General features: G+C 37.2%; 14 protein-coding genes. 3 read left to right on the top strand and 11 right to left on the bottom strand.

Annotation, left to right across the window (positions count from 1 at the left end; translation table 11 throughout):
* Positions 1 to 463: 463 nt before the first annotated feature.
* The 3 genes from thrA to thrC all read left to right on the top strand — a co-directional run bounded on the left by thrA (position 464) and on the right by thrC (position 5,323).
* On the top strand, positions 464 to 2,920 hold the full coding sequence (gene thrA, locus IEV57_RS02630; protein WP_188439350.1) for a bifunctional aspartate kinase/homoserine dehydrogenase I: 2,457 nt from the start codon (positions 464 to 466) through the stop codon (positions 2,918 to 2,920).
* Complete coding sequence (locus tag IEV57_RS02625) at positions 2,917 to 3,846, top strand: homoserine kinase (RefSeq protein WP_188439348.1); 930 nt, start codon at positions 2,917 to 2,919, stop codon at positions 3,844 to 3,846. Before thrA ends, IEV57_RS02625 begins: the two co-directional genes overlap by 4 nt.
* 169 nt (positions 3,847 to 4,015) lie before the next feature.
* Positions 4,016 to 5,323 carry a threonine synthase gene (gene thrC, locus IEV57_RS02620; RefSeq protein ID WP_188439346.1) on the top strand — a complete coding sequence of 436 codons (1,308 nt, stop codon included), beginning with the start codon at positions 4,016 to 4,018 and terminating at the stop codon, positions 5,321 to 5,323.
* Between the two features lie 199 nt (positions 5,324 to 5,522).
* Here thrC and lpdA read toward each other — a convergent pair whose 3' ends face one another.
* The 11 genes from lpdA to bshC form a co-directional block, all read right to left on the bottom strand.
* The gene (gene lpdA / locus IEV57_RS02615; protein ID WP_188439344.1) at positions 5,523 to 6,920 is read right to left on the bottom strand and encodes a dihydrolipoyl dehydrogenase; all 1,398 of its coding nucleotides are present in this window, start codon (positions 6,918 to 6,920) and stop codon (positions 5,523 to 5,525) included.
* Between the two features lie 52 nt (positions 6,921 to 6,972).
* Positions 6,973 to 7,329 carry a four helix bundle protein gene (locus IEV57_RS02610; protein WP_188439342.1) on the bottom strand — a complete coding sequence of 119 codons (357 nt, stop codon included), beginning with the start codon at positions 7,327 to 7,329 and terminating at the stop codon, positions 6,973 to 6,975.
* A 168-nt stretch (positions 7,330 to 7,497) separates the two neighbouring features.
* Positions 7,498 to 9,042 (bottom strand): 2-oxoglutarate dehydrogenase complex dihydrolipoyllysine-residue succinyltransferase, encoded by a 1,545-nt coding sequence (odhB, locus tag IEV57_RS02605; protein ID WP_188439340.1) that lies wholly within the window; start codon positions 9,040 to 9,042, stop codon positions 7,498 to 7,500.
* Between the two features lie 112 nt (positions 9,043 to 9,154).
* Positions 9,155 to 11,956 carry a 2-oxoglutarate dehydrogenase E1 component gene (locus IEV57_RS02600; RefSeq protein WP_188439338.1) on the bottom strand — a complete coding sequence of 934 codons (2,802 nt, stop codon included), beginning with the start codon at positions 11,954 to 11,956 and terminating at the stop codon, positions 9,155 to 9,157.
* A 309-nt stretch (positions 11,957 to 12,265) separates the two neighbouring features.
* Complete coding sequence (locus tag IEV57_RS02595; RefSeq protein WP_188439336.1) at positions 12,266 to 13,714, bottom strand: RagB/SusD family nutrient uptake outer membrane protein; 1,449 nt, start codon at positions 13,712 to 13,714, stop codon at positions 12,266 to 12,268.
* A 12-nt stretch (positions 13,715 to 13,726) separates the two neighbouring features.
* Positions 13,727 to 16,666, bottom strand: coding sequence for a SusC/RagA family TonB-linked outer membrane protein (locus IEV57_RS02590; protein ID WP_188439334.1), 2,940 nt, complete (start codon positions 16,664 to 16,666; stop codon positions 13,727 to 13,729).
* A gap of 219 nt (positions 16,667 to 16,885) precedes the next feature.
* Positions 16,886 to 18,247, bottom strand: a complete 1,362-nt coding sequence (locus IEV57_RS02585) for a RagB/SusD family nutrient uptake outer membrane protein (RefSeq protein WP_188439332.1) — start codon at positions 18,245 to 18,247, stop codon at positions 16,886 to 16,888.
* Positions 18,248 to 18,260: 13 nt separating this feature from the next.
* Entirely contained in the window at positions 18,261 to 21,266 is a 3,006-nt protein-coding gene (locus tag IEV57_RS02580) for a SusC/RagA family TonB-linked outer membrane protein (RefSeq protein WP_188439331.1), read from the bottom strand.
* 572 nt (positions 21,267 to 21,838) lie between these two features.
* A complete protein-coding gene (locus IEV57_RS02575) occupies positions 21,839 to 22,321 on the bottom strand; it encodes a hypothetical protein (RefSeq protein WP_188439329.1) in 483 nt (160 codons plus the stop codon).
* A 34-nt stretch (positions 22,322 to 22,355) separates the two neighbouring features.
* Positions 22,356 to 22,922, bottom strand: coding sequence for a 5-formyltetrahydrofolate cyclo-ligase (locus IEV57_RS02570; RefSeq protein WP_188439327.1), 567 nt, complete (start codon positions 22,920 to 22,922; stop codon positions 22,356 to 22,358).
* Positions 22,915 to 24,483 carry a bacillithiol biosynthesis cysteine-adding enzyme BshC gene (gene bshC / locus IEV57_RS02565; protein WP_188439325.1) on the bottom strand — a complete coding sequence of 523 codons (1,569 nt, stop codon included), beginning with the start codon at positions 24,481 to 24,483 and terminating at the stop codon, positions 22,915 to 22,917. The genes IEV57_RS02570 and bshC overlap by 8 nt, the downstream gene beginning before the upstream one ends.
* Positions 24,484 to 24,725 lie beyond the last annotated feature (242 nt).

Below are 24,725 nucleotides of genomic sequence, written 5' to 3'. Positions count from 1 at the left end.
ATTCTTAAAAATTGAGTTCCACAATTCGTGAGCATCAAAAAATTAAATACCCATCAAATCCCCTTGTTTTAAGAATAAATGCAAAAAAAAGACTTGCTTTTCAGAATTATAATTTGAAATCAAATAATATATACTTAATAAAAGTAGATAATAATTAACATTTCGATAATAAATAAAGCTTTTGTTTAAAAAAACAGCAAATAATTTTTTGGATTTTAAAAAAATGTACCTAGAATTGTATAATCAAAAATTTCTCATGCACTTATCAGCTAAATATATCTTAACTCCAAAGCAATCAGTTGTGAAAACTGTGTGTTATGGTTTTTTTGGCATGGGGACAATTACTTTTACAACTACCACCACGGGGTAATCCCGTGATTCCTTATACATATAGCCCTTTACACCAAGGTCCATCATGATGGGTCTTCATTTCATACGTTCCAATCAAACACAATAAATTTTTATGAAAGTCTTAAAATTCGGAGGTTCATCAATCGCCAATCATGAAAACATCAAAAAGGTTTTTGAGATCATTGAAAAAAGCAAAAACTCGGAAAAAATAGCCGTTGTATTTTCAGCTTTTGGTGGCGTCACGGAAATTTTACTTCAAAGTGCCTCTGCCGCCAAAAATGGAGATAAATCTTATGTTCAGGAAATCAAGAAACTTGAAGATAGACATATTGAACTTGTTCGACAGCTATTTCCTATCCACCTTCAATCTCCCGTTTTGACCTATGTCAAAGTAAGATTTAATGAATTGGAAGATCTGTTTCATGGGATTTATTTAATCAAAGAATGCTCCCCAAGGACTTTGGATTATGTCGCTAGCTTTGGTGAAAGACTTTCTGCATTCATTTTAGCAGAAGCCTTAAAAGTTTCTGGATTGTCAGCTAAATATCTGGACGCGAGAGATGTGATCAGAACGAATGACCGCTTTGGCAATGCAAAAGTTGACTTTCCTGCGACAAATGATCTCATCCAAGATTATTTCCATAACAACCAAGAAATTCAGGTCATAACAGGTTTTGTAGCCTCCACTTCAAAAGGGGAAACAACCACTTTGGGAAGAAGTGGCTCTGACTACACCGCATCAATATTTGCCTCAGCGCTTCACGCTGATAGTTTAGAAATTTGGACAGATGTATCAGGTGTAATGACCTCAGATCCTAGATTGGTTTATTCAGCTTTCACCATTCCTCAATTGAGCTATAGCGAAGCGATGGAGCTATCTCACTTTGGTGCTAAAGTGATTTTCCCTTCTACAATGATGCCTGCGATGAAAAAGGGAATTCCCATTTACATCAAAAATACTTTTGAGCCATCAAACCCAGGTACCTTGATCAACGGCGATGCCCCTGCTGGAAAGTTGATTAAAGGAATTTCGTCCATGTCTGACATTGCTGTGCTGAATATTCAGGGAGCAGGAATCTTGGATGTCATTGATGTTAATAGAAGGATTTTCACAGCACTGGCTAGTGTAAATGTAAATGTCCTTCTGATTTCTCAAGCATCTTCGGAGCAAATCACTTGTCTCGCCATCAAAGCAAACGAAATTTCTCTCGCCAAAGAAGCAATTGAAAAAGAATTTTTCCATGAAATTAGAAATGGAGAAATCGATGTCGTTCACGTGATCTCTGATTTGGCCATTGTAGCGGTTGTGGGTGAAAATATGAAGCAAAACCCGGGAGCAAGTGGAAGGATGTTTCAAGCTTTAGGGAGAAACAATGTGAACGTCTATGCCATAGCTCAAGGAAGCTCTGAGCTAAATATTTCCGCAGTCGTATCGAAAACCGACCTTCAGAAAGCGCTCAATGCCTTGCATGAAGCTTTCTTCTTGTCCGACAATAAAGTGTTGCACGTTTTCTTAGTCGGCGTAGGTTTGATCGGACAGGCTTTGATTAAGATGATTGCCAATCAGCAAGAAAAGTTACAAAAAGAAAACTTACTTGATATTCAAATCCACGGTATCGCCAATTCGAGATTTATGGCATTTCATGAAGACGGTTTTGAGCTAAAAAACAGTCCGCTTCCTGAAAATGCTGAAGGGGCTTTGCCAATGAATCTAGACCAATTTATCTCTCAAATGGAATCCATGAACTTCTCCAATTCCGTTTTTGTGGATTGTACGGCAAGTCAAGATGTGGCTGACTTTTATGAAAGAGTATTGGATGCTAAAGTGGCCATCGTCACTCCAAACAAAAAGGCGAATTCAAGTTCTTTAGAAAAATACAAAAACCTGAAGAAACTCGCTGGGAAAAGAAGTGTCAAATTTCTCTACGAAACCAATGTAGCAGCAGGACTTCCAGTCATCAATACCTTACAGGATTTGATGCTGAGTGGAGACAAAGTGATCAAAATAGAAGCTGTCCTCAGTGGATCTATGAATTATATTTTCAGTGAATTGGAAAAAGGAGCGCCATTTAGCGACGTCGTCAAACTAGCAAAAGAAAAAGGCTACACCGAACCTGATCCAAGAGATGATTTGAGCGGAATGGATGTGGCTAGAAAAATTTTGATCTTGGGAAGAGAAGCAGAACAAGACTTACATTTCGAAGATATCAGCATTCAAAGCATGGTTCCTGAAGATTGTGTTGATCCAAAAACAGTTAGTGAGTTTTTTGAGAAACTGAAAGGACACGACCAAGAGTTTGCAAAACTTCTTTCTGAAGCATCAGACAGAGGAGAAAAACTTCGCTTTATGGCTACGCTTGAAAATGGAAAAGCAAAAGTTGGACTGAAATCTCTTGATAATTCGCACCCATTCAGCACCTTGAAGGGAAGTGACAATATGATCTTGTTTACAACCGAAAGATACCATGATTTTCCGATGATTATCAGAGGACCTGGAGCAGGAGCAGACGTGACTGCGGCAGGTGTTTTTGCGGATGTCATTCGTCTTGGAAATTACACGAGATCATGAAGAAAACTATAAGAGCATTTGCCCCGGCTACTGTGGCCAACGTGTCATGTGGCTTTGACATCTTAGGTTTTGCCATAGATGAATTGGGTGATCAGGTGGAGGTAAGCTTGAGCGAAACTCCCGGACTCAAAGTCATAAAAATAGAAGGTGATGGAGGAAGATTGCCTTATGAAGCGGATAAAAATACGTGTACAGTAGCAATTCAAGCGATGTTGGATCACCTTGGATATACTAAGGGGATGGACATCTCTTTGTACAAAGGGCTTCCTTTAGGTTCTGGAATGGGTTCCTCCGCCGCAAGTGCTGCCGCAGCTTTAGTGGCTGCTAATGCTTTGCTTGGATATCCATTTGACAAAAAACAACTTGTGAATTTCGCCATAGAAGCTGAAAGAATCGCTTGTGGTGCTGCCCATGCTGATAATGTAGCGCCTTCCCTACTTGGCGGATTCGTTTTGATCAGAGATTATGAACCTCTAGATGTCATCAAGCTTCCTGTTCCTTCTGGACTTTATTGTACGCTTTTGCATCCTCATTTGGAACTCAATACTTCTGATTCACGGTCTGTATTGAGAAAGCAGATTTCCCTTAAGGATTCGACCATCCAATCTGGCAATATTGCTGGTTTGATCGCAGGACTCTTTCAAGAGGACTTCAACTTGATCAGTAGATCGCTCAAGGATGTGATTGCAGAACCAACAAGGGCACTATTGATCCCAGGGTTCTACGAATTGCGTGAAGCTATTCAAACTATTGGCGCATTAGGATCGGGAATTTCGGGTTCTGGCCCTACCATATTTACCTTGTCTCCATCGCAAGCCATCGCAAAAAAAGTGGGGTCTGCGGGAAAAGAAGTCTTCAAAAAAATTGGTCTTGACGTTGATGTTTATATATCTGAAGTCAATGACAGAGGCGCTTATGTGATTTAAAGCGTTGTGTTTATACGCTATGATCTCAGGAAGTAAACACCTGAATTATTTATCATCAGTCCTCTGTCGACGGTCAACAGCTGATTAAAGAAACTTTAAATACTGTTGTAAGTAAAAAAATAATGAAGAGGTGATTTTATATAATATTTTATACTAAGTTTTAATTCTTATGAATTTTTATAGTACCAATAATCCAAAACATTCGGTCAGTCTCAAAGAGTCTGTGATCAGAGGTCTTGCACCTGATCAAGGTTTATACATGCCTGAAAAAATACCAGTTTTATCTAAAGACTTTATTCAAGATTTACCAAACTTAAGTTTCCTTGAGATTGGTTATCATGTAATTACCGAACTTTTTGGTGAGGATTTGACAAAAGAGCAAATCAAAGAGCTTGTAGATCATACGTTGACTTTTGATGCACCTTTGGTCAAGGTTGAAGAGGATGTTTATAGCCTTGAACTTTTTCATGGTCCAACATTGGCTTTCAAGGATTTTGGTGCTCGTTTTTGCTCCAAATTGATGTCGATCTTGATGCATGGCGAAGAAAGAAATGTTCGTGTCCTTGTAGCAACTTCAGGAGACACGGGAAGTGCAGTCGCCAATGGATTTTATAAAGTCCCAAACGTAGAGGTAATCATTCTTTACCCAAAAGGAAAAGTCAGTGAACTCCAAGAAAAGCAATTCACCACTTTAGGAGAAAATATTACCACGCTTGAAGTGGATGGCGTTTTTGACGATTGTCAAAAAATGGTCAAAGAAGCATTTTTGGATAAAGAACTCAACGAAAAAATGCTCTTGACTTCTGCAAATTCCATTAATATTGCTCGATGGATTCCACAATGTTTGTACTATTTCTATGCCTATTCAAGGCTTCCTAAAACAGATAAAAAAATAGCAGTATCAGTTCCTAGTGGAAATTTTGGAAATCTAGGAGCAGGAATTTTGGCAGAAAGAATGGGCTTACCCATTGATGTCTTTATAGCTTCCACCAACCTAAATAATGTTGTTCCTGATTACCTAGCTGGGAATCCGTTTATTTCAAAGTCTTCTCTACAAACTATAAGCAACAGCATGGATGTAGGAAATCCAAGTAATTTTTTCAGACTCCTCGCCTTGTATGACAATGATGAAAAGCTATTTAGAGAAAAGGTGAAAGGTTTCTACTTTGAAGATCAAGATACCAAATATGGAATGTTGAAAGTCAAAGAAAACAGCAACTATATCATGGACCCCCATGGTGCAGTGGGATATTTGGGTTTAAGGAACTTTAGAAAGCAGAACCCTGATCAATATATAGGTATATTTTTAGAAACCGCGCATCCAGGAAAATTTAGAAATGTGGTAGAAGAAACCTTAGGGCTCAAGCTTGAGCTTCCCGAGAGATTAGAAAAATTTATGAAAGGCGAAAAGAAAACTACTCCTTTGAAAAATGATTACCAGGAGTTTAAGAAGTATTTGGAAAATGTAGTTTCTTGAATGCTCAAAAGTGAGCAAATTAAGAGAATAATTGGAATTGGAAATAACTAAAGGAAAGCCCTTCAAAAATTAATTTTGAAGGGCTTTTTAATTCTATCCTCCACCCCATTTGGGGTTAGATTTTTCTAGGACTATTAAAAGTAAGTTTCTCTCTTGCGTCCTCGGCTCCTTTGCTACCTTAGCGAGATGCCTCCCACTACTAAATATGCAATGCTCTATTATCCGTAGCAGCCAAACAAGCTTCTTTGAAAGCTTCGGTGTAAGTTGGATGTGCATGGGACATTCTAGCAATGTCTTCAGCAGATGCACGGAATTCCATGGCGACAACCGCCTCAGCAATCATATCAGCAGTTCGCGGACCGATCATGTGAACTCCTAAGATCTCATCTGTCTCAGCATCTGCCAATACTTTTACCAAACCATCTGTATCCATCGAAGCTCTTGCTCTTCCTGATGCCATAAATGGGAACTTACCTGTTTTATATTTTACACCTTTTTCCTTCAATTCTTCTTCCGTATAGCCTACTGCTGATACTTCAGGCCAGGTATAAACTACTCCCGGTATTAAATTATAATTGATATGCGGCTTTTGTCCAGCAATTACCTCTGCTACAAATGTTCCTTCTTCCTCCGCTTTGTGAGCAAGCATAGCGCCTTTGACCACATCACCGATAGCGTAAATATTTGGAACATTTGTTCTCAAATGACCATCTACTTCTACTTGTCCACGATCTGTGATTTTTACTCCTGCAGCTTCAGTATTCAATCCCTCGGTGTAAGGCTTTCTACCTATAGATACCAACACATAATCACCTTTCAATTCTATAGTTTCGCCTTTAGAATTTTCTGCTTTAACGGTTACCTCTTTACCTTTATTTTCTACTGCTACCACTTTATGTTTCAAGAAGAACTCAAAGCCCAATTTTTTCAAAGACTTTTGCAATTCCTTGCCCATTGTTCTGTCCATCGTTGGAATTAAAGAATCCATGTACTCTACAACAGAAACTTTCGCTCCCATTCTACCATAAACAGAACCCAATTCCATTCCTATAACACCACCGCCGATTACGATCAGGTGCTTAGGAATTTCTTTCATTTTCAACGCTTCCGTAGAAGTAATCACTCTGTCTTTATCTAGTTTGATAAAAGGAAGTGACGCAGGCTTTGAACCTGTGGCGATGATGATGTTTTTGCCTTGGATACTTTCTGAAGAACCGTCATCCTTGGTCACTTTCACTGTTGTCTTATCGACAAAAGAACCCAATCCTTGATGAACATCAATCTTGTTTTTCTTCATCAAGTAATCAATCCCATCCACATTCTGCTTGACCACATCATCTTTTCTAGCGATCATCTGCTTCAAATCAACTTTCAAACTGCTCAAGTTGATCCCATGCGTTTTGAAAGTATGAGCGGCATTATGGTAATGTTCAGAAGAATCCAAAAGTGCCTTTGAAGGAATACAGCCAACATTCAAGCATGTTCCGCCAAGTGTTGGATATTTTTCAATGATGGCAGTTTTCATTCCCAATTGAGCTGCTCTGATAGCTGCCACATATCCTCCAGGTCCGGAGCCAATTACGATTACGTCGTACATATTTTTCTATTTGTACCAAGTACCATGTAATAAGTACAAAGTCCTTAGTCTGTTATTGAAATTTAATACTCATCTTCAACTTTGCGATCATATTTTGAAGATGTTCTAATTCATTTTCCAAGATTTGAAAATCCTGATCATTTAAGTAATCTAGTCGATTCGAAATAATTACTTGCGTATCCAATTCAAATGAAGAACCTAAAGCCATGCCCAGAAAATTATTGAAATCCTTCTCTGTATTTCTCCCAGCTCCTTCGGCAATATTTGAAGGTATGGAAACTGCTGCTCGATTCATTTGGCTAATAAGGCCAAAACGCTCTTCTTTTGGTAGTTTTTCTGTAATTCTATAGACTTCAACCGCTAGATCTATGGCCTTTTGCCATACTTTTAATTCTTTGTATCGATGCATGATAGAATGGTTTTAGTGAGAAATGATAAATCTGAATTTACTATATCTCACTGAAAACCTGAAATTAACCTATCATTTTAAACGTATAATATCAGTTGCTTTTAATTCCACTGGGTTTTTGAAAACTCCGATACTTGGTACATCGTACTTCGTACTTTGTACAATCAATTAAACTCCGAAAAGCAATCTCGTAGGATCCTCTAGAAGTTGTTTTACTCTTACTAGGAAGCTAACAGATTCTCTGCCATCAATGATTCTGTGGTCATAAGAGAGTGCCAAGTACATCATTGGAAGGATTTTTACCTCTCCATTCACTGCCATTGGTCTTTCTACGATATTGTGCATTCCAAGGATTGCGGATTGAGGGGCGTTGATGATTGGAGTAGACATCATGGATCCGAAGATTCCACCATTAGTCAAAGTGAATGTACCACCTGTCATTTCCTCAATAGACAATTTATTGTCTCTCGCTTTCATAGCAAGTCTTACCACCTCTTTTTCGATTTCTTCAAAGCTCATGGCCTCAGCATTTCTGATGACAGGAACTACAAGTCCTTTTGGCGCAGAAACAGCAATAGAAATATCACAGAAATCATTATAAACGATTTCGTTTCCATCAATTTGAGCATTCACAGCAGGCCATTCTTGCAATGCCACGCATACTGCTTTGGTGAAGAAAGACATGAAACCAAGGTTCACACCATGCTTCTCCTTGAATTGATCTTTGAATTTCTTTCTCATTTCCATGATTGGACCCATGTTCACTTCATTGAACGTGGTCAACATGGCTGTTTCGTTTTTCACAGAAACCAATCTTCTGGAAACAGTTTTTCTAAGAGAAGTCATTTTCTCTCTTCTGCTATCTCTTGATCCAGCTACTTTTGGAGCAGCTTCAGATTTTTCTTCTTTTTTGGATTCAGCTGGTTTCGCTGCTGCTGGTTTTGGTGCAGATTTCTCAGCTTTTTCAGCGTCTTCTTTCGTGATTCTACCATCCTTGCCAGTTCCTTTGATTTCATTGGCACTGATTCCTTTTTCTGCAAGAATCTTCGCAGCTGCCGGAGAAGCATGTCCAGTGGCATAAGTGTCCTTATCAGTAGAAGATACACTGGATGAAGCAGAAGACCCTGAGGCAGGAGCAGCTTCTTCCGATGTAGGAGCTCCACCTTCCATCACTTCGATCTTACAGATCAATCCGCCGATTTCTAAAGTATCGCCTTCCTGAGCTACATGTCTTAAAATACCATTTGCCTCAGCAGGAAGCTCAAAAGTTGCTTTGTCAGAATCAACCTCAGCGATGATTTCGTCCAACTCCACATAATCTCCATCAGCTTTTAACCAATTAGCCAACGTAACTTCAGTAATTGACTCACCTACTGTTGGAACGATCATATCTTTCATTTCGCCAGTTTTTCCTCCTGCAGATGAAGAAGTGGATTCAGCAGGTTTTTCTGATTTTTCAATTTTCCCACCAGCTTGGCCATCTGTATTGATTTCACAAATAACAGCACCGATTTCTAAGGTATCGCCTTCAGCTGCCATGGTTTTCAAAATTCCAGCAGCCTCTGCCGCCAATTCAAAAGTTGCTTTATCGGATTCTAATTCACAGATCACTTCATCCATTTCTACGAAGTCGCCGTCTTTTTTGAACCACTGTCCAATGGTCACTTCACTGATAGATTCCCCTACGGTAGGGACTTTGATTTCTAGGCTCATTGTTTTTTCTTTTTTACCCCCAAATTCATTTGCAGAATTTAAGGTTAATTTAACATGAATAAATTTAAATTAAACCTAAGCCAGCTATTTAGTAAAAGCTGGCTAGGGGTTTTTATGAAAGTTTTAATGCTTTTTTAACAATATTTAATTGCTCTTCTACGTGGACTTTGTTGTAGCCTGTAGCTGGGGAAGCACTCATTTTTCGTGCTATGACATCCATTGGGAGCTCTTTATACAACATCCTCAAGATGTAATTCCAATACCCCATGTTTTCTGGCTCTTCCTGAACCCATACGATCTCGGCATCTTTGTAAGCCTTCAAGGCTTCAGTCATTTGCTTTTTAGGAAGTGGGTGGAGTTGCTCAATTCTAATGATCGCTACGTCTTTCACCTTTTCCTTTTCTCTCATCTCTTCAAGATCGTAGTAGATTTTTCCAGAACAAAGAAGCACACGCTTCACATCTTTAGCCTTAACGGTATTATCCAAAATAATTTCTCTAAAGCCTCCAGAAGTGAATTCTTCAATTGGAGAAACAACCTTTGGATGTCTCAAAAGTGATTTTGGTGACATCACGATACATGGCTTTCTAAATTCCCAAGCCATTTGTCTTCTCAATAAATGGAAGAAGTTGGACGGTTCAGTAATGTTTGCAACGACCATGTTGTATTCAGCAGAAAGCTGTAAAAATCTTTCTGGGCGGGCATTAGAGTGTTCTGGACCTTGACCTTCGTATCCGTGAGGAAGAAGCATCACCAAACCATTCATTTTTTGCCATTTGGATTCTCCAGAAGAGATAAATTGATCAATCATAGTCTGCGCACCATTGGCGAAATCTCCAAATTGCGCTTCCCATATCGCCAAGGAATTAGGACTTGCCATGGCGTATCCATATTCAAATCCCAATACGGCATATTCTGAAAGTAGGGAATTGTAAATACTGAATTGACCTTTGCTGTCTTTCATTTCCTTAAGGAAATTGTATGGCTTATTGGTCGTAGAATCATGCACTACTGCATGTCTGTGAGAGAATGTACCCCTCTGAACATCCTGACCTGTTAATCTAACTGTCTTTCCTTCCAAAAGCAAAGAACCATATGCCAATAACTCTGCTGAAGCCCAATTCAATGATTTAGCATTGAAGAACATGTCTTTTCTTTGCTTCAGCTGAATATCAATCTGCTTGATAGGCTTGAATCCTTTTGGAACATGCGTGATCGCATCAGCCACTTTTTCGATGAAATCTTGAGAAATGGAAGTGTCCGGAGATTGATCAAAATCCTCAGGTGTTGATCTTCTAAGTGATTGCCACTCCTTCTCAAACTTGGTAAATTGATACGGAAGAGGTTTTTCCTTTACCATATTCAATCTGTCCTGAAGCAATTGTCTAAACTCAGCATCCATCTGCTTGGCAATTTTTGCATCAAGGTCTCCCCTTTCAGAAAGTCTCTTTACATAAATCTCTCTTGGGTTTGGATGCTTTGAAATGATATTGTAAAGCTCTGGCTGCGTGAATTTCGGTTCGTCAGATTCATTGTGTCCATGACGACGGTAGCAGACCATGTCAATAAAAATATCCTTTTTGAATTTTTGACGGAATTCTGCTGCTAATCTTGCTGCAAAAACTACTGCTTCTGCATCATCTCCATTCACGTGAATCACAGGAGCATCGATGATCTTCGCTACATCTGTACAGTAAATTGATGTTCTAGCATCATCGAAATCAGTAGTAAAACCAACTTGGTTGTTGATGACAAAGTGGATGGTTCCACCCGTATTGTAACCTTTCAAGCCTGCCATTTGTGTAACTTCATACACGATCCCCTGACCAGCAACAGCGGCATCGCCATGAATAAGAATTGGAAGTGCTTTGGTAGAATCACCTTGATGTTGAGAATCAATTTTTGCTCTGATAAAACCTTCTACAACAGGATTAACCGCCTCTAGGTGAGATGGGTTTGGTGCTAACTTAAGGTTTACTTTTTTATCGTCTATTGTAGTGATATCACTAGAATAACCCATGTGGTACTTCACGTCACCATCACCCATGGTCAAGTCAGGCTTCGCCGTTCCTTCAAATTCTGAGAAAATTTGCTCGTATGTTTTCCCCATGATGTTGGCAAGAACATTTAATCTTCCTCTGTGTGCCATCCCAATCATGACTTCCTCTACTCCTAATTGAGCACCTTTATTGATGACAGCATCCAAAAATGGAATAGTACTTTCTCCACCTTCTAGTGAAAAACGCTTTTGACCAAGGTATTTGGTATGTAAAAAGTTTTCGAAAACTACCGCCTCGTTAAGTTTAGAAAGTATTCTTTTCTTTTCCTCAGTTGGGGGGTTGAAAGAAAGTGCTTCTTTTTCAATTTTGGTTTTCAACCAATCCAACATCTCAGGATCTCTGATATAGAGATACTCAAATCCCATTGGACCTTCATAGATGGTTTTAAGAGACTCAATGATTTTAGAAAGCTTAGCTGCCCCTATTCCAATCTCATTTCCTGCTTGGAATTCGGTGTTCAAATCATTTTGATCCAAACCAAAATCTTCCAAATCAATCAATGCTTTTCTATCTCTTCTTTCCCTTACAGGGTTTGTTTTTGAGCGAAGATGGGCTCTGGAACGATGAGCGTGAATCAAAGCGCGAACTTTGATTTCTTTTGGCAACTGCTCCATATCCATGATGGTACCTCTTGTGGCAAGAGCACCATTTTCAGCTGGTTTGGATTGATTTGAAGCAGAGGATACTTGTGCCCCACCATTTTGATCTTCCCCGTATTGGGTAATGGCAAATTCAAATCCATCAAAAAATGTTTTCCAGCTTGGATCTATAGCGTCTGGATTGTTTTTGTAATCTGCGTAGAGCTCATCAATGTAAGCTACATGTGCATTGGCGATATATGAATATTTATCCATGATTGAGTTTTTGCTAATGACACAAATGTACTGAGGATTGTTTTTAATTGAAAACTGTTTATTCGTTTATACAAATATTATTGATAAACAAACTGATAGAACAAGCATTTATTAAACGAAATTAATATAATGTCCAGATGAAAGTATTCATTTAAATAAAAATAAAATATGGGATAGATAAGATAAACAAATAAAAATTATGGAATCAATACCAAAAAACTCTTCAAAAAATTAAATCAAATCATAACAATTAAAAATAAAAGAGGCTCCAAATGGAGCCTCTTTTACTGATACTTCTTAAAAGTTAAATTAATAACCTGGATTTTGATCCTCGTCATTAATCAAATCATTAGCGATGATTTCACCAATAGGAATTGGCCAAACCCAAGCTCTATTTCCTGACACCAAAGAACAACTTGTGAAATTAGTACCGCAGTCTGATCTAACAAGGTTTCTGTCTGTTCTTTTCACATCAAAGAATCTATGGCCTTCTACAAATAGTTCTTTTCTTCTTTCCAATTCAATAGCATCTCTCAACCCTTGTCCAACAAGAACCGCAGGCACATATCCAGCGATTCTAGCAGTTCTAAGAGAATTAAGATCTGCTAATGCATTAAGATCATTTCCTGGAATATTGGTATAAGCTTCCGCTCTGATCAAATACATTTCACTTACACGGATAACTTTCCAGTTGACAATACCATCTCTCAAATTACCTTTTCCTAAATATTTGCTCACTACATCTCTATTTCCCACCCTTTGGAAATATGAAGCAAATCTGATGTCATTTACCTGATCATACTGCCCATAAACTTCAGAAGATGGTCTGAATGAAGATCTATTTCCGCTTGCAAAGTAAACATTAGCTGCTGGAGTTCCTTCACCAGAATTAAATGGAATACTCCAGATCAATTCATTGCTTCCGATATTCTCATCTCTCCAAATCGCACCAAAACTTTGTCTTGGAGCTAAAGGAACTTGATTAATTACCGAAGTTGCAGCAGTTACCGCTTGGTCATATTGACGAGAATATAAATAAGCTCTAGCCAATATTGCGTCCACAGTAATCAAATCAATATTTGCTCTTAAAGAAAAATTACCAGAACTATTAACAGTTCTGTCTACATCTCCTAGCAAAGCTCTCGCATCAGCAAGATCAGCAAAGATACCTTGCCATGTTTGAGCAACAGTTGGTCTTGCAATATTGTCTTGGTTGAATTCAGTTTTGTAAGGTACACCAAGAGTGGTCGAGTTTACTCCCAAATCATCAGCAAAATATCTCAAAAGATCAAAATGAACATATGCTCTAATTGCTAGTGCTTGTCCTTTGATTCTATTGTATTGACCTGGATTCTCTGAAGCAAATTCATCAATCCCTCTCAATGTAACATTAGCTTGTGCAATGATTCTGTAAGCTGCTGTCCATAATCCCTCTATGGCTCCATTATCAGAGGCGTAATCCCAATTAACCAACTGTCTGAAGTTAGCTAAGGACTCACCTGTTTCGGTCAAATTATCTGACATCATATCAGGCATAGTTGAAAACCCTCCGGCTGGACCAGAAGCATTTCCATAATAAGCCGTAGACCTAAATTGAGCGTAGGTTCCAATTAAGGAAAACTCATAATCATCAAGACTTTTAAAACGTTGAGTACCGTCAAGAACGAATTCTGGCTCAATATCAATTACATCATTACAAGATATCAGCATTGAAGCAGATACCATTGCTAGACTTAGAATTACATATTTAAATTTCATGTCTTCTTTATTTTAAAATCCTACATTAACACCAAAAGTAACTGTCCTAAGAGCAGGATATTGAGAACCAATAAGGTTACCTGATAATTCTGGATCAAATCCTCTGAAATCTGTGAAAGTCAAAAGATTTTGTCCTTGAACAAATACTCTCAAGGATGCAATTTTCAATTTCTCAATTGTTGCTGATGGAATTGTGTATGATAAATTCACATTTCTTAATCTGATGAAATCTCCTGATTCTACAAATCTGCTTGTACCAGAGAAGAATGGATTATCTGCAGCTGGTATATCAGTAATTTGACCTGGAGTTCTCCACTCATTGATCATCACTCTTGACAAGTTGTCAAACAGGTAAGCAGGGTTTTCAATGTTATTTCTATCGTTGTTATAAAGAACATTACCTGATACGTAACTAAATAACGCATCAAATCTAAAGTTTTTGTAACTAAACATAGTGCCAAAACCACCAAACCAAGGAGCATCAGTAGTTCCTAAAATAGTTCTGTCAGCTGGATTATAGACATTGGTAGTTTCATTATTAGAATTCAAATAAAGTGCATCTCCATTCGCTGGATCAACACCATCGAATCTTACCAAATATAAACTATTGATAGGTTCTCCTATTCTAGTAATAAAATCACCAGAAATAAATTCGTCTTGATCGCCTACTAAAGAAAGTACTTCATTTTGATTGTAGGTAATATTCGCACTTAATTCCCATTTGAAATCAGCCTTATCGATAACCTTACCAATGAAAGATACTTCAACTCCTCTGTTTCTCATGCTACCAATATTGGTGTTTTGAGAAACAAAACCTGATGTTCTAGAAAGTTGTCTATTTAAGAAAAGGTCATCTGTTACGTTATCATAATATTCAACAATACCGTTGATTTTCCCTTTTGCTAAGGCAAATTCCACACCTGTATTAAACATTCTTTGCTTCTCCCATCTTAAAGCAGGATTAGGCAAACCAGATAAAGCAAAACCACCGATACCATTAAAGATAGATCTTGTTAAACGTTCTCTTGAATCAAAATTACCAATACCTTCTTGGTTACCTACTGTACCGTAACTGATCTTAAATTTCAATTCATTAAAGAAATTACCTTTAAGACTTTGCATGAATTCTTCATCACTTACAATCCAACTTGCTCCCAAAGAACCAAAAGTTGCGTATTTATTATCAGCACCAAATCTTGATGAACCATCACGACGAATACCTCCACTTAAAAAATACCTTCCCTTGTATCCATAAGTCGCATCCGCGAAATAAGAAACTAAAGCATTCTGACCGCCATTACCTCTTACAACTGGAATAAAACCATTAAGTGGGTTACCTGGAGTAATCCCTGCTTCATTCTGGAAAGGACCTACTAATCCAAAGCCAGTAAAACCAAAGCTTCTGAAATCATTGTCCAATACTTCATTGTATAGGGATACACTAAATTCATTATCTACATTAATTTGTCTTTTGTAGCTAATTGAAGTAGTACCTGTGTATCTAAAGTTTCTGTTGAAACCTCTATCCAAACTACCATTTCTACCTTGAGCGATAAAGCCTCTATACGACTCTCTATCAAGATATTGTTGTGTTTCATTTTGCGTATAATCTATACCCCAATTCGTTCTAAATGACAACCCTTCTAGGAAAGGAGCATCATATTGAACAAATCCAATAGCAACCCCTTTAATTTGGTTACGCAATGTTTGGTTTTGCAATAGCTCTTGAAGTGCATTTGGCTGACCAGAAACTAACTGAGTGTAGCTTCCATCTGCCTGATATGGTGTTTCATAAGGGTTAGACCATCTGATTGCATTCAATGGAGATCCAATAAAAGAATCACCTTCTAGCGTATTGTTAAACTTAGAATAACCACCTGATACGTTCATACCGAAAGTGAAATTATTCAACTTCGTCTCAACATTCATTCTTGCAGTATATCTTTTCAAATCTGTATTAGGAACAGTACCTGTTTGATCAAATACAGATCCTGACAAGAAGAAGGTAGTATTATCATTTCCACCTGAAGCTGAAATCTGATGATTCTGAGTATAGCCTGTTCTCAACAAGACATCTTCCCAATTGGTATCCGTTTGTCTAAGCTCTTCTAACTCTGCGTTAGACCAACCATAAGGATTACCATTTGCCAATTCATATTCCAACTTCTCAGCTGTATTCATTACTTGCTCAGGATGGCTAGGTGCTTGAGAAAATCCAGTTTGAAAATCATAATTCACTCTAGTTTTTCCACTTTTACCACGTTTGGTAGTAATCACGATTACACCATTTGCTCCTCTCGATCCATAAATAGAAGTTGAAGAAGCATCTTTCAAAATCGAAAAAGATTCAAAATCATTTGGGTTCAATGTAGCAAAATCAGCAGCTGTAATTTGAATACCATCCAAAATATACAAAGGATCATTCGAACCATTGATTGTACCCTTACCTCTGATTGTCACAGAAGCTGCTGCTCCCGGCTGTCCAGAGTTTGCCTGTATCAATACGCCTGGCGCTCTTCCTTGTAAAGCCTGGTCAAAAGAACCAATAGGAACTTCACGAATTTGTTCGCCAGATACCACATTTACTGAACCTGCTATTTCTCTTGAATTCTGAGTCTTATAACCAGTAACTACAACTTCTCCTAAGATTTTTGAATCTAATTCTAAAGTCAGATCTATCGTTGATCGGTTTCCTACCGAAACTTCCTGTGTAGTAAACCCGATAAATGAAAAGATCAAAGTTTCATCATTAGAAGCCTGAATAGAATATTCCCCATCAATATTGGAGACAGAACCTCTTGTAGAGCCTTTAACTCTAACATTCACACCTGGTAAAGGCAAATTATCCTCAGCGGATAATACCGTCCCAGTTATCTGTCGCTGTTGCGCCCATACTTCTCCATGAAGTGAAAAGGCGAATAGCGTAACAATTAATAGTAAAGCTTTTCTCATTATTTTATATTTTATTTAACTAACAAATATGAGTCAAATATATGTTTAATCAAAAAAAACCTTAGAAAAACTATACTAGATTTCGAATTTATATATATTTATTATATTAAATTTTGATAAGTTTAATCTATACAAAATAAAAAAGAGGCTCTTTGCAGAACCTCTTTAATAATATAAGTTTCGTTTGGAATCTTATATAAAACTTACATTGATGTTTAATTAATTATACCCTTGATTCTGAACCAAATTTGGATTGGCATCCATTTCTCTTTGAGGAATAGGGAATACCATTCTTGGATCATTGAACTGATAACTTGTGCTACCTTCAGTTACTGTTCCACGGGTTCTTCTGATATCGTGGATTGAATGGCCTTCGTGAGCCAATTCAAGTTTTCTTTCTCTCAAAATCTGAGAAACAGAAACAGTCAATAGCGGAGGCAAACCAACTCTTGCTCTTATCCTATTGACATCAGCCAAAGGTGTCGCACCTACAGAGGTGCTTTCTCTTAGGTTAGCCTCTGCCCTTGTCAGGTATAATTCTGCCAAACGCATCACTTTCACATTCTTAAATTGATCTCTCCATTTAGCAGTTCTTTCTTCACCAGCTGAGAAGAAAAACTGACTTCTTCTATTGTCTAGTAAATCATATTGATCGATGTGTACTGGCTGAATTGACACATCCCCACCTCTAGCACCAAACTCCGGCAAGGAATAAAATGTGAACATATCATTTGCAGGATCTTGAGTATTCACTTGAATAGTAAATAAATCCTCATTGGAATCATTGTCTGTATTAAAGGCATTCATGTAAACAGGTATCAAACTTTTACCGTTTGTCGTAGCTGCATTAATAGCTCTATTAGCAGCATCTCTTGCATCAGCAAATCTTTCCATTTGAAGATACACTCTAGAAAGCTGTCCAGCGGCAACATAATTACGAGCCAAAAAGCTATTTACAGCCGGCAAAAGAGACTCTGCTCTATTCAAATCATCAAGAATTTGCTGATAAACTTCTGCTACTGTATTCCTAGAAACAAAATTCTCCTCCGTGATTGCTCTAGTTGGAGTTAAGATCAGCGGAACACCAAGGTTAGTTGTTGTATTTCCACTCGACCATGGCTGGGCATAAAGTTTAATCAATTCGAAGTACATTGACCCCCTAATAAATAAAGCCTCTCCTTCTACTCTTGCTCTGTCTGATTCATTCACCACATCAAGTGCAGAAAGAACATTATTTGAAATATTGATTGCTCTATAAGCTGCAGCCCAAGTACCTTCTACAAAGGAGTTGTTTACAAAGATTTGTTTGTTGAACATTTCTCTTGGCTGATTGAAAGTACCCTCCCATCTTACCTCACTATTTGCGCCAAGCATTTCGGAAAAAAGCTGTAATCTTCCTCCATAAAGTGGCGTCCCTCTCATCTCTCCATATGCACCGATCAATACACTTTTCACATTAGCATCGCTATTCAATGCTAAACTTTGATCTATACTTTGAAAAGGTGTCTGAAACAGTTGATCATCGCAACTACTGAAAATTGCAGTCAAACTGATTAGTCCTGTTATTATATATTTTTTCATCTTCTTTTCTTAATTAAAATCCAACATTAATACCAAGAGAGAATGTTTTTGCCTGAGGCGCTGAGTAGAAATCATTGCCTTGGAATACGTTGCTAGCGAGGTAATCTGCATTTACTTCAGGATCCCATCCTTTATATTTCGTGAAAGTCAGTAAGTTTTGTCCCGTGAAGAAAACCCTCATTGAACTTACCTTGAATCTTTCTAGAGTAGCCTTAGGAATAGAATAACCAAGAGTCATCGTTCTTAATCTCAAATAACTCCCATCAGAAATGTATCTACTTGACGCATTACATCCATTACACTCACCTAATCTAGCTTGAGGCACATCTGTAATATCACCAGGATTCTGCCATCTATTCATTTGATCTAAGGTAGAGTTATCAAACCAATCTCCGTTAGCAGCGAAGAATCCGCCACCACCATCGTAGATATCATTACCAAATACTCCCTGAAATAAAATGCTCAAATCGAAATTACCAATAGTAAAACTATTCGTCAGACCTCCAAAGAATCGTGGATTTGGATCTCCAACAAACATTCTTTCGGCGTCATTGTAATTATTGGTTGTTTCAGTTTTCTCAGCATTAGAATAATACAATGCGTCACCGTTGGCAGGATCTACTCCTGCATAAGCTGGACCATAGAATACCCCAATGGATTGACCAATAAACACACCATTCAAGAATCTAGAAGAAGCTGGAGGTATTGATTCCTGACCTGGAGCTAATTCTCTCACTCTATTGATATTTCTAGCAAAGTTGAAAGATGTATTCCAAGTAAAATTCTGCTTAGCAACATTGACAGAATTTAAAACTACTTCAAAACCATAGTTCTGCATTCTACCAATATTCTGCCTTTGGATGTTGAATCCAGAAGTAGCAGGTACAGGCACATTCAAAAGAAGGTCAGTGGTATTTTTGTCATAGAAATCCAATTCCCCCGTAATTCTATCATTGAATAAGGCGAATTCAATTCCCAAATCTAGTTGAGCAGTTTTTTCCCAAGTCAAATTAGGATTTGGAATCTGAGAAGGTCTCAATCCTGGAATCAATGCATACGAAGAAGAACCAAAAAGTCCCAAATGATCAAAGTTTCCAATTTCAGCATTCCCCGTTAGACCATAAGACCCTCTTACTTTCAAGAGACTCAATTTTGAGTTGCCCTTTAAGAAGCTTTCCTCAGAAACCAACCAACCTACAGATGCAGCTGGAAAGAAACCGTATTTGTTATTGTCACCAAATCTTGAAGAACCATCAACTCTTGCACTAAAAGTAGCTAAATATTTATCTGCATACTTATAGTTGATTCTTGAGAAATAGGACAAGAATGTAAAGTTGGTTACTGAAGATGAACCTCCAGTAATTTCAGCCGCCGAAGCTAAAGTTCTTAACTCGTCCAAAGGAAACTCCTGACCTTCTACAAAAGTAAAATACTGATCAGACTTTTGGAATGACATCCCAGCCACTGCTTCAAAATTATGTTTCTCAGCAAATACTTTGTTGTATGTAAAGTAATTATTGGTGTTGTAATTGAAAATTCGCGTCCATCTAGATCTACCAAAACCATTGGTAGAAAGACCTAGATTGGTTCTTGAACCAAAAAACTGCTCCTCATTCTGATTGAAAATATCAACACCGAATTCAGATCTGAATTTCAGATCTTCTCTTATTTTGTATTCACCGAAAATATTGGTGATGTTTCTAAAAGAAGTATTTAACCATTGGGCATTTTCAGAATCTATTAGATTATTATAGTATGTAGCCGTTGGTCTATCATAAAGCTGACCATTCAGATCTCTGATTGGTGTAATTGGTGCAAGTGCTACCAATTGAATTGGATTATTGAATTGGTTATCATCAGCCAATCTATTATTCTGCGTTCTGCTCAATCCAAAGTTTGCCCCAAGCGTAAATCTTTCAGTTACTTTATGATCTAAATTCAATCTTCCTGAAATTCTCTCGAAGTCATTTCTGATCAAAATACCAGTTTGATTGTCATAAGCACCACTGAAAAAGAATCGGGTTTTTTCATCCCCTCCTGAAGCCGAGAAATTCACATTTGTAGTTCCAGCATCAGGGTTAAAAGCTTCTTTCTGCCAATCTGTGTCAGTTTCGTTAGTTCTCCAGTCTGACCAACCAGAGTATCTATCAAGTCTAGATTCCACAAAAGCTAAATCCCCAACATTATCGCCGGATTCTCTCATTAACTCTACAAACTCTTCCGCATTCAAGAACTCTCTCAATCTAGTAGGTGAAGAGACACCCCTTTGAATTCCTACATTGAATTTAGTTTTCCCTTTTACTCCCGATTTGGTTGTAATCAAAACAACCCCATTTGCGGCACGAGCACCATAAATGGCTGCTGCAGAAGCATCCTTCAATACTTCAAATGACTCTACATCATTAAAGTTGATATCTGAGAGTGGATTATATAAACCAATACCTCCCGACGAAGTCATTGGTACACCATCGATGACGTAAAGAGGGTCATTACCACCAGAGATTGACGTAGTACCTCTGACCCTGATTTTAACTCCTTCTCCCAATTTACCACTGGAAGATTCCACAAAAACACCTGCCATTCTTCCTTGAAGTGCTTCTTGGAAATTCGGAACAGGAATAGTTGCTAAGTCTGCTCCTTTAACGGAAGCGATGTTTCCCGTTAGGTCACCTTTAGTTTGACTACCGTAACCCACGACTACCACTTCTCCAAGTGTTTTGGCATCTGGATCTAGTGTTATATTGATATTTGATCTGTTTCCAACAATAAATTCTTTGGAAACAAAACCGACAAATGAAAATACTAAAGTTTCATTTGCATCCGCTTGGATAGAATATCTTCCATCCAAATCTGAAATCACTCCTCGGGTTGTTCCTTTAATCAAGATATTTACCCCTGGTAGAGGTTCATTATCTTCACTAGAAATTACTGTCCCCGAAACTTGCCGCTGTTGCGCTGTCACTTCTATACTGAGTGATAACGTGAAAAGCGCAATAACAAAGAGTAAAGCTTTTCTCATAAGGTAATTTAGTTTAGTTAGACAGTAAATATTGCCCAATTCATGCAAATATCAAAATCATACAACTAAGCTATTTTTGTTGTAAATATTATGTTTTATATAAAAAATATATAATTTTTTCCGATATAGAAAAATAAATAAAATATTGAACAATGTATAATAAAATAATAAGGAAATAATCAATTAAGAGTGGTTTATTCTTAATTTAATCGGTAAATAAGTTGATTATTTGGTTTATAATAAAAAAAATAAAACGATTCTACTTTACAATATTGAAAATTGGTTATAATAAAAATTATCTATCGAAAACATTATTCATTACCTGTTATTAAAATTTTAAATATTTATTACTTTTTTTAAAAATATTTTATTGTTACGACATACTTTTGTTAAAAAAGTAAATTATTACCTAATTTTTTAACTAAACAATAAAAGATTAAAATATGTCTAAGAATAAAGCATCTAAAAAATTTTATTCTTCTTTTTTTACAAAAAAATTTATAAAAGACTAATAAAAAACAAAAGCCATAGAATTAATTCTACGGCTTTTGACAATTGCAATATTTTAAATTTTAGAAAGTGAATCTTATTGATAAGGCTACTTCATCACCCCACCAACCATTATAACCAGAGAAATTGAAAGCAGGCTTATAATCTAAGGACAAGTTCACTGGAGCATCTTGAAATTTGTAATCCAAACCAATAATTGCATCTAGCCCGAATACTGTATAACTTCTATTTGGTTCACCCCAAGGTGTATTACCTCTATTGGCATTCCAAGTACCCAAATGAGCTCCACCACCATAAAACCACTGAAGCCCTTGAACTTCGCGAATATCATTGTGAACTTCATATAGTCCACCAACGATTAATCCTCTCCAACGGGTATAAAGGATACCTTCTAATGCAGCCTTTTGGCTTATAAAATGCTTCACAGTAAGACCGTTACCAGAACCTGCTCTAAGACCTATTCCGGTATTATAACCTTGCGCTAAGGCCTCATTTCCTAATGACATAAAGGCAAATAGGATTAGTGTGTAAATAACTTTTTTCATTTCGTGTGTTGTTTTGAATAAATATATCAAATAATCAGAATAAAAACACCTCTGAGGGCGTGATACAAACATCTAAGGGAATATCGTGCCATTCTGCTTCAATTTGATCAATAGGCTGAAAAAAATTTAATCCTACTTTCAAAACGTCTGACGCTAGGGTATTTAAAAAACCATCATAATACCCCTTTCCATAACCGATTCTATTCCCATTTTTGTCACATGCCAATAAGGGTATCAAAACCAATTGTATTGGATCTGTAGAAACCACTTGTTTTTGACGTGGAATAGGAATGCCCCAAGAATCATGATCTAAATCCTGAATGTCGGTTAGGCAAACTGTTTCCAAAACTCCTGATTTTGCATCCAAAATCGACGTATATAATTCATGCCCTTCCTGAAGGAGTTCATCTATCAAAGGGAACACATCAACTTCCTTCAATTTCAATATCGGCAAAAATAGATGAATGTGACGAAGCTGTTTTCTTTCATTTAAAAAATCACGGACTCTTTGTCGAATCTGAATCGATAAGCGATCGATCTCTTCCCCCTTAAGCTGTTTTCGCTTTTCTTTAAATAAAACTCGAATTTCCTCTTTAGTCATTTTCTGGCTTCAAAATCATAAAGTTAAAATCAAATGGATCAAATAGGCCAAGCAATTCATCGATGAAATACGGATTTTCAAGGTAGAATTTCATGAAATTCTCAACCCTTTCCTGAGGACTTCCATTGGGATTGATAAATGCTTTTATCGCATCCATCCTTCCAATTTCAATCCTTAACCTTCTTTCTTCAGCTTTTCTTACTTTTCCGGAAAGATGATCCATAATTTTACTCACTCGGACTTTTGCAGCTTCGTAAGCACTATTCAAACTTTGATCAACCTGCGATGCCTCAGTTCCTGATTCTTCAAAAATTCTCGATAGTTTCTCCTTTTCGGCTTTCAGAAAAATGTCTAAACTGGATTTTTCTGCTACAAAACTTTTCTTCCAAGCTATATAATCACAAAAGAGATCTTCATTAGATAAACTTAGTGAGTTCATCTTTTTGACTGTCAAAGAATCCAAAACCAAAGCAAAATTTCTCGGCATCACCGCAGGAAATACTTCCCCAAAATGATCAAATACAGTCTTCAACTGCAGCCAATAAATCACCTCCGCAGGCCCTCCCAAATAAGCAATATTTGGAAGAATCATTTCCTGATATAGTGGTCTCAATACAACATTTGGACTGAATTTTTCAGGACAATTATGAATCAGAGCTTTAATCTCCTCTTCCTCAAACTTCAATTCTGTATCTAAAATGTAATATGTTTTATCCCGCTTTTCTATTCTTTCGCGAAGCCCATTTTCCATGTAGAAAAAATTGATCTCCCTCGGGAAAATCTGACTTTTATAACCTAATGCTTCTAATTTATCTGTTTGCTCCTGAGCTTTTTCATTAGCAACACCAGTTAGAATATCTTGTTCTATAACTGGAATAAGCAGTTTTTTCAGTTCAGAATCATTTCCATCAACGATCACAAGACCTTTTTCACCAAATAGATGATGAACATATTTTCTCACAGCCTCTGCCAGCGTCTTTGAACTTGAATATGCTTCTTTGAAGAAATCCGGAGCAAAACTCACAGACTTCAGGAATTCAGCAAATGATTTGTCTAACTCAAAATCTCCTACTGCGCCACTTTGATCTGAATTCCACTGATACTTTTTTCCATCAAGTTTGAAATAATTGATCTCATCAAAATCATGGTCTTCTGTTGCCATCCAATAAACTGGCACAAAATGATGTTGAGGATACTTTTTACCTAACTGTTTGGCCAAATTAACCGTCGAGACAATCTTATAAATAAAATATAATGGCCCAGTAAATAAATTGAGCTGATGACCTGTGGTAACTGTGAATGTATTCTCTTTCCCGAGACTTTCAATCTGTTCGGCAAAATCATCTGAGAAATCTATTTCCTGATATTGGCTTTTCAAGGATTGAACCAGAATTTCTCTTTTTTCAGCAGTGAATTTTTTGGCTTCGATCAGCTTATCGAAATTCTCAATTCTAGGGTATTGACTGTAAAAGTCCCTTAATTCTGGTTTTTCTTGGATATAATCTAAAAATAATTGTGAGAATTGGCCTGTACAGGCGGGGTCCACTGTTGCCTTGATCATGGAAATATCGGGTTGAAAATGATGTTTATCGGTACAAGTTCAATAAACTTGTTAACAAAGTTTTTTAAGCCTTGATAATCAATGTTTTATTGAATTTAGGGTGTGTTTTAGGGTTAAAATGAAGTGAAGTTATTCATTCCTTTTTATTAACCTTTTGTTTATAACATACAGTTCCAAATGTAAAAAAAATATTAGGATCATGAAGACCAAAGGGATTATAAAACGTTTTTCATTAAATAAAT

The sequence above is a fragment of the Belliella aquatica genome (assembly GCF_014637795.1).
In the GTDB taxonomy this organism is placed as follows: Bacteria; Bacteroidota; Bacteroidia; order Cytophagales; family Cyclobacteriaceae; genus Belliella; species Belliella aquatica.
Note: the sequence above shows the minus strand (reverse complement) of the source record. Positions and strands in the feature narration are given on the sequence as shown.

Coding starts and splice junctions, on each gene's coding strand:
- thrC (WP_188439346.1), top strand. CDS start 4,016: ATGAATTTTTATAGTACCAATAATCCAAAACATTCGGTCAGTCTCAAA.
- IEV57_RS02580 (WP_188439331.1), bottom strand. CDS start 21,266: ATGAGAAAAGCTTTACTCTTTGTTATTGCGCTTTTCACGTTATCACTC.
- lpdA (WP_188439344.1), bottom strand. CDS start 6,920: ATGTACGACGTAATCGTAATTGGCTCCGGACCTGGAGGATATGTGGCA.
- IEV57_RS02600 (WP_188439338.1), bottom strand. CDS start 11,956: ATGGATAAATATTCATATATCGCCAATGCACATGTAGCTTACATTGAT.
- IEV57_RS02595 (WP_188439336.1), bottom strand. CDS start 13,714: ATGAAATTTAAATATGTAATTCTAAGTCTAGCAATGGTATCTGCTTCA.
- IEV57_RS02575 (WP_188439329.1), bottom strand. CDS start 22,321: ATGAAAAAAGTTATTTACACACTAATCCTATTTGCCTTTATGTCATTA.
- IEV57_RS02625 (WP_188439348.1), top strand. CDS start 2,917: ATGAAGAAAACTATAAGAGCATTTGCCCCGGCTACTGTGGCCAACGTG.
- bshC (WP_188439325.1), bottom strand. CDS start 24,483: ATGATCAAGGCAACAGTGGACCCCGCCTGTACAGGCCAATTCTCACAA.
- IEV57_RS02610 (WP_188439342.1), bottom strand. CDS start 7,329: ATGCATCGATACAAAGAATTAAAAGTATGGCAAAAGGCCATAGATCTA.
- IEV57_RS02570 (WP_188439327.1), bottom strand. CDS start 22,922: ATGACTAAAGAGGAAATTCGAGTTTTATTTAAAGAAAAGCGAAAACAG.
- IEV57_RS02590 (WP_188439334.1), bottom strand. CDS start 16,666: ATGAGAAAAGCTTTACTATTAATTGTTACGCTATTCGCCTTTTCACTT.
- IEV57_RS02585 (WP_188439332.1), bottom strand. CDS start 18,247: ATGAAAAAATATATAATAACAGGACTAATCAGTTTGACTGCAATTTTC.
- odhB (WP_188439340.1), bottom strand. CDS start 9,042: ATGAGCCTAGAAATCAAAGTCCCTACCGTAGGGGAATCTATCAGTGAA.
- thrA (WP_188439350.1), top strand. CDS start 464: ATGAAAGTCTTAAAATTCGGAGGTTCATCAATCGCCAATCATGAAAAC.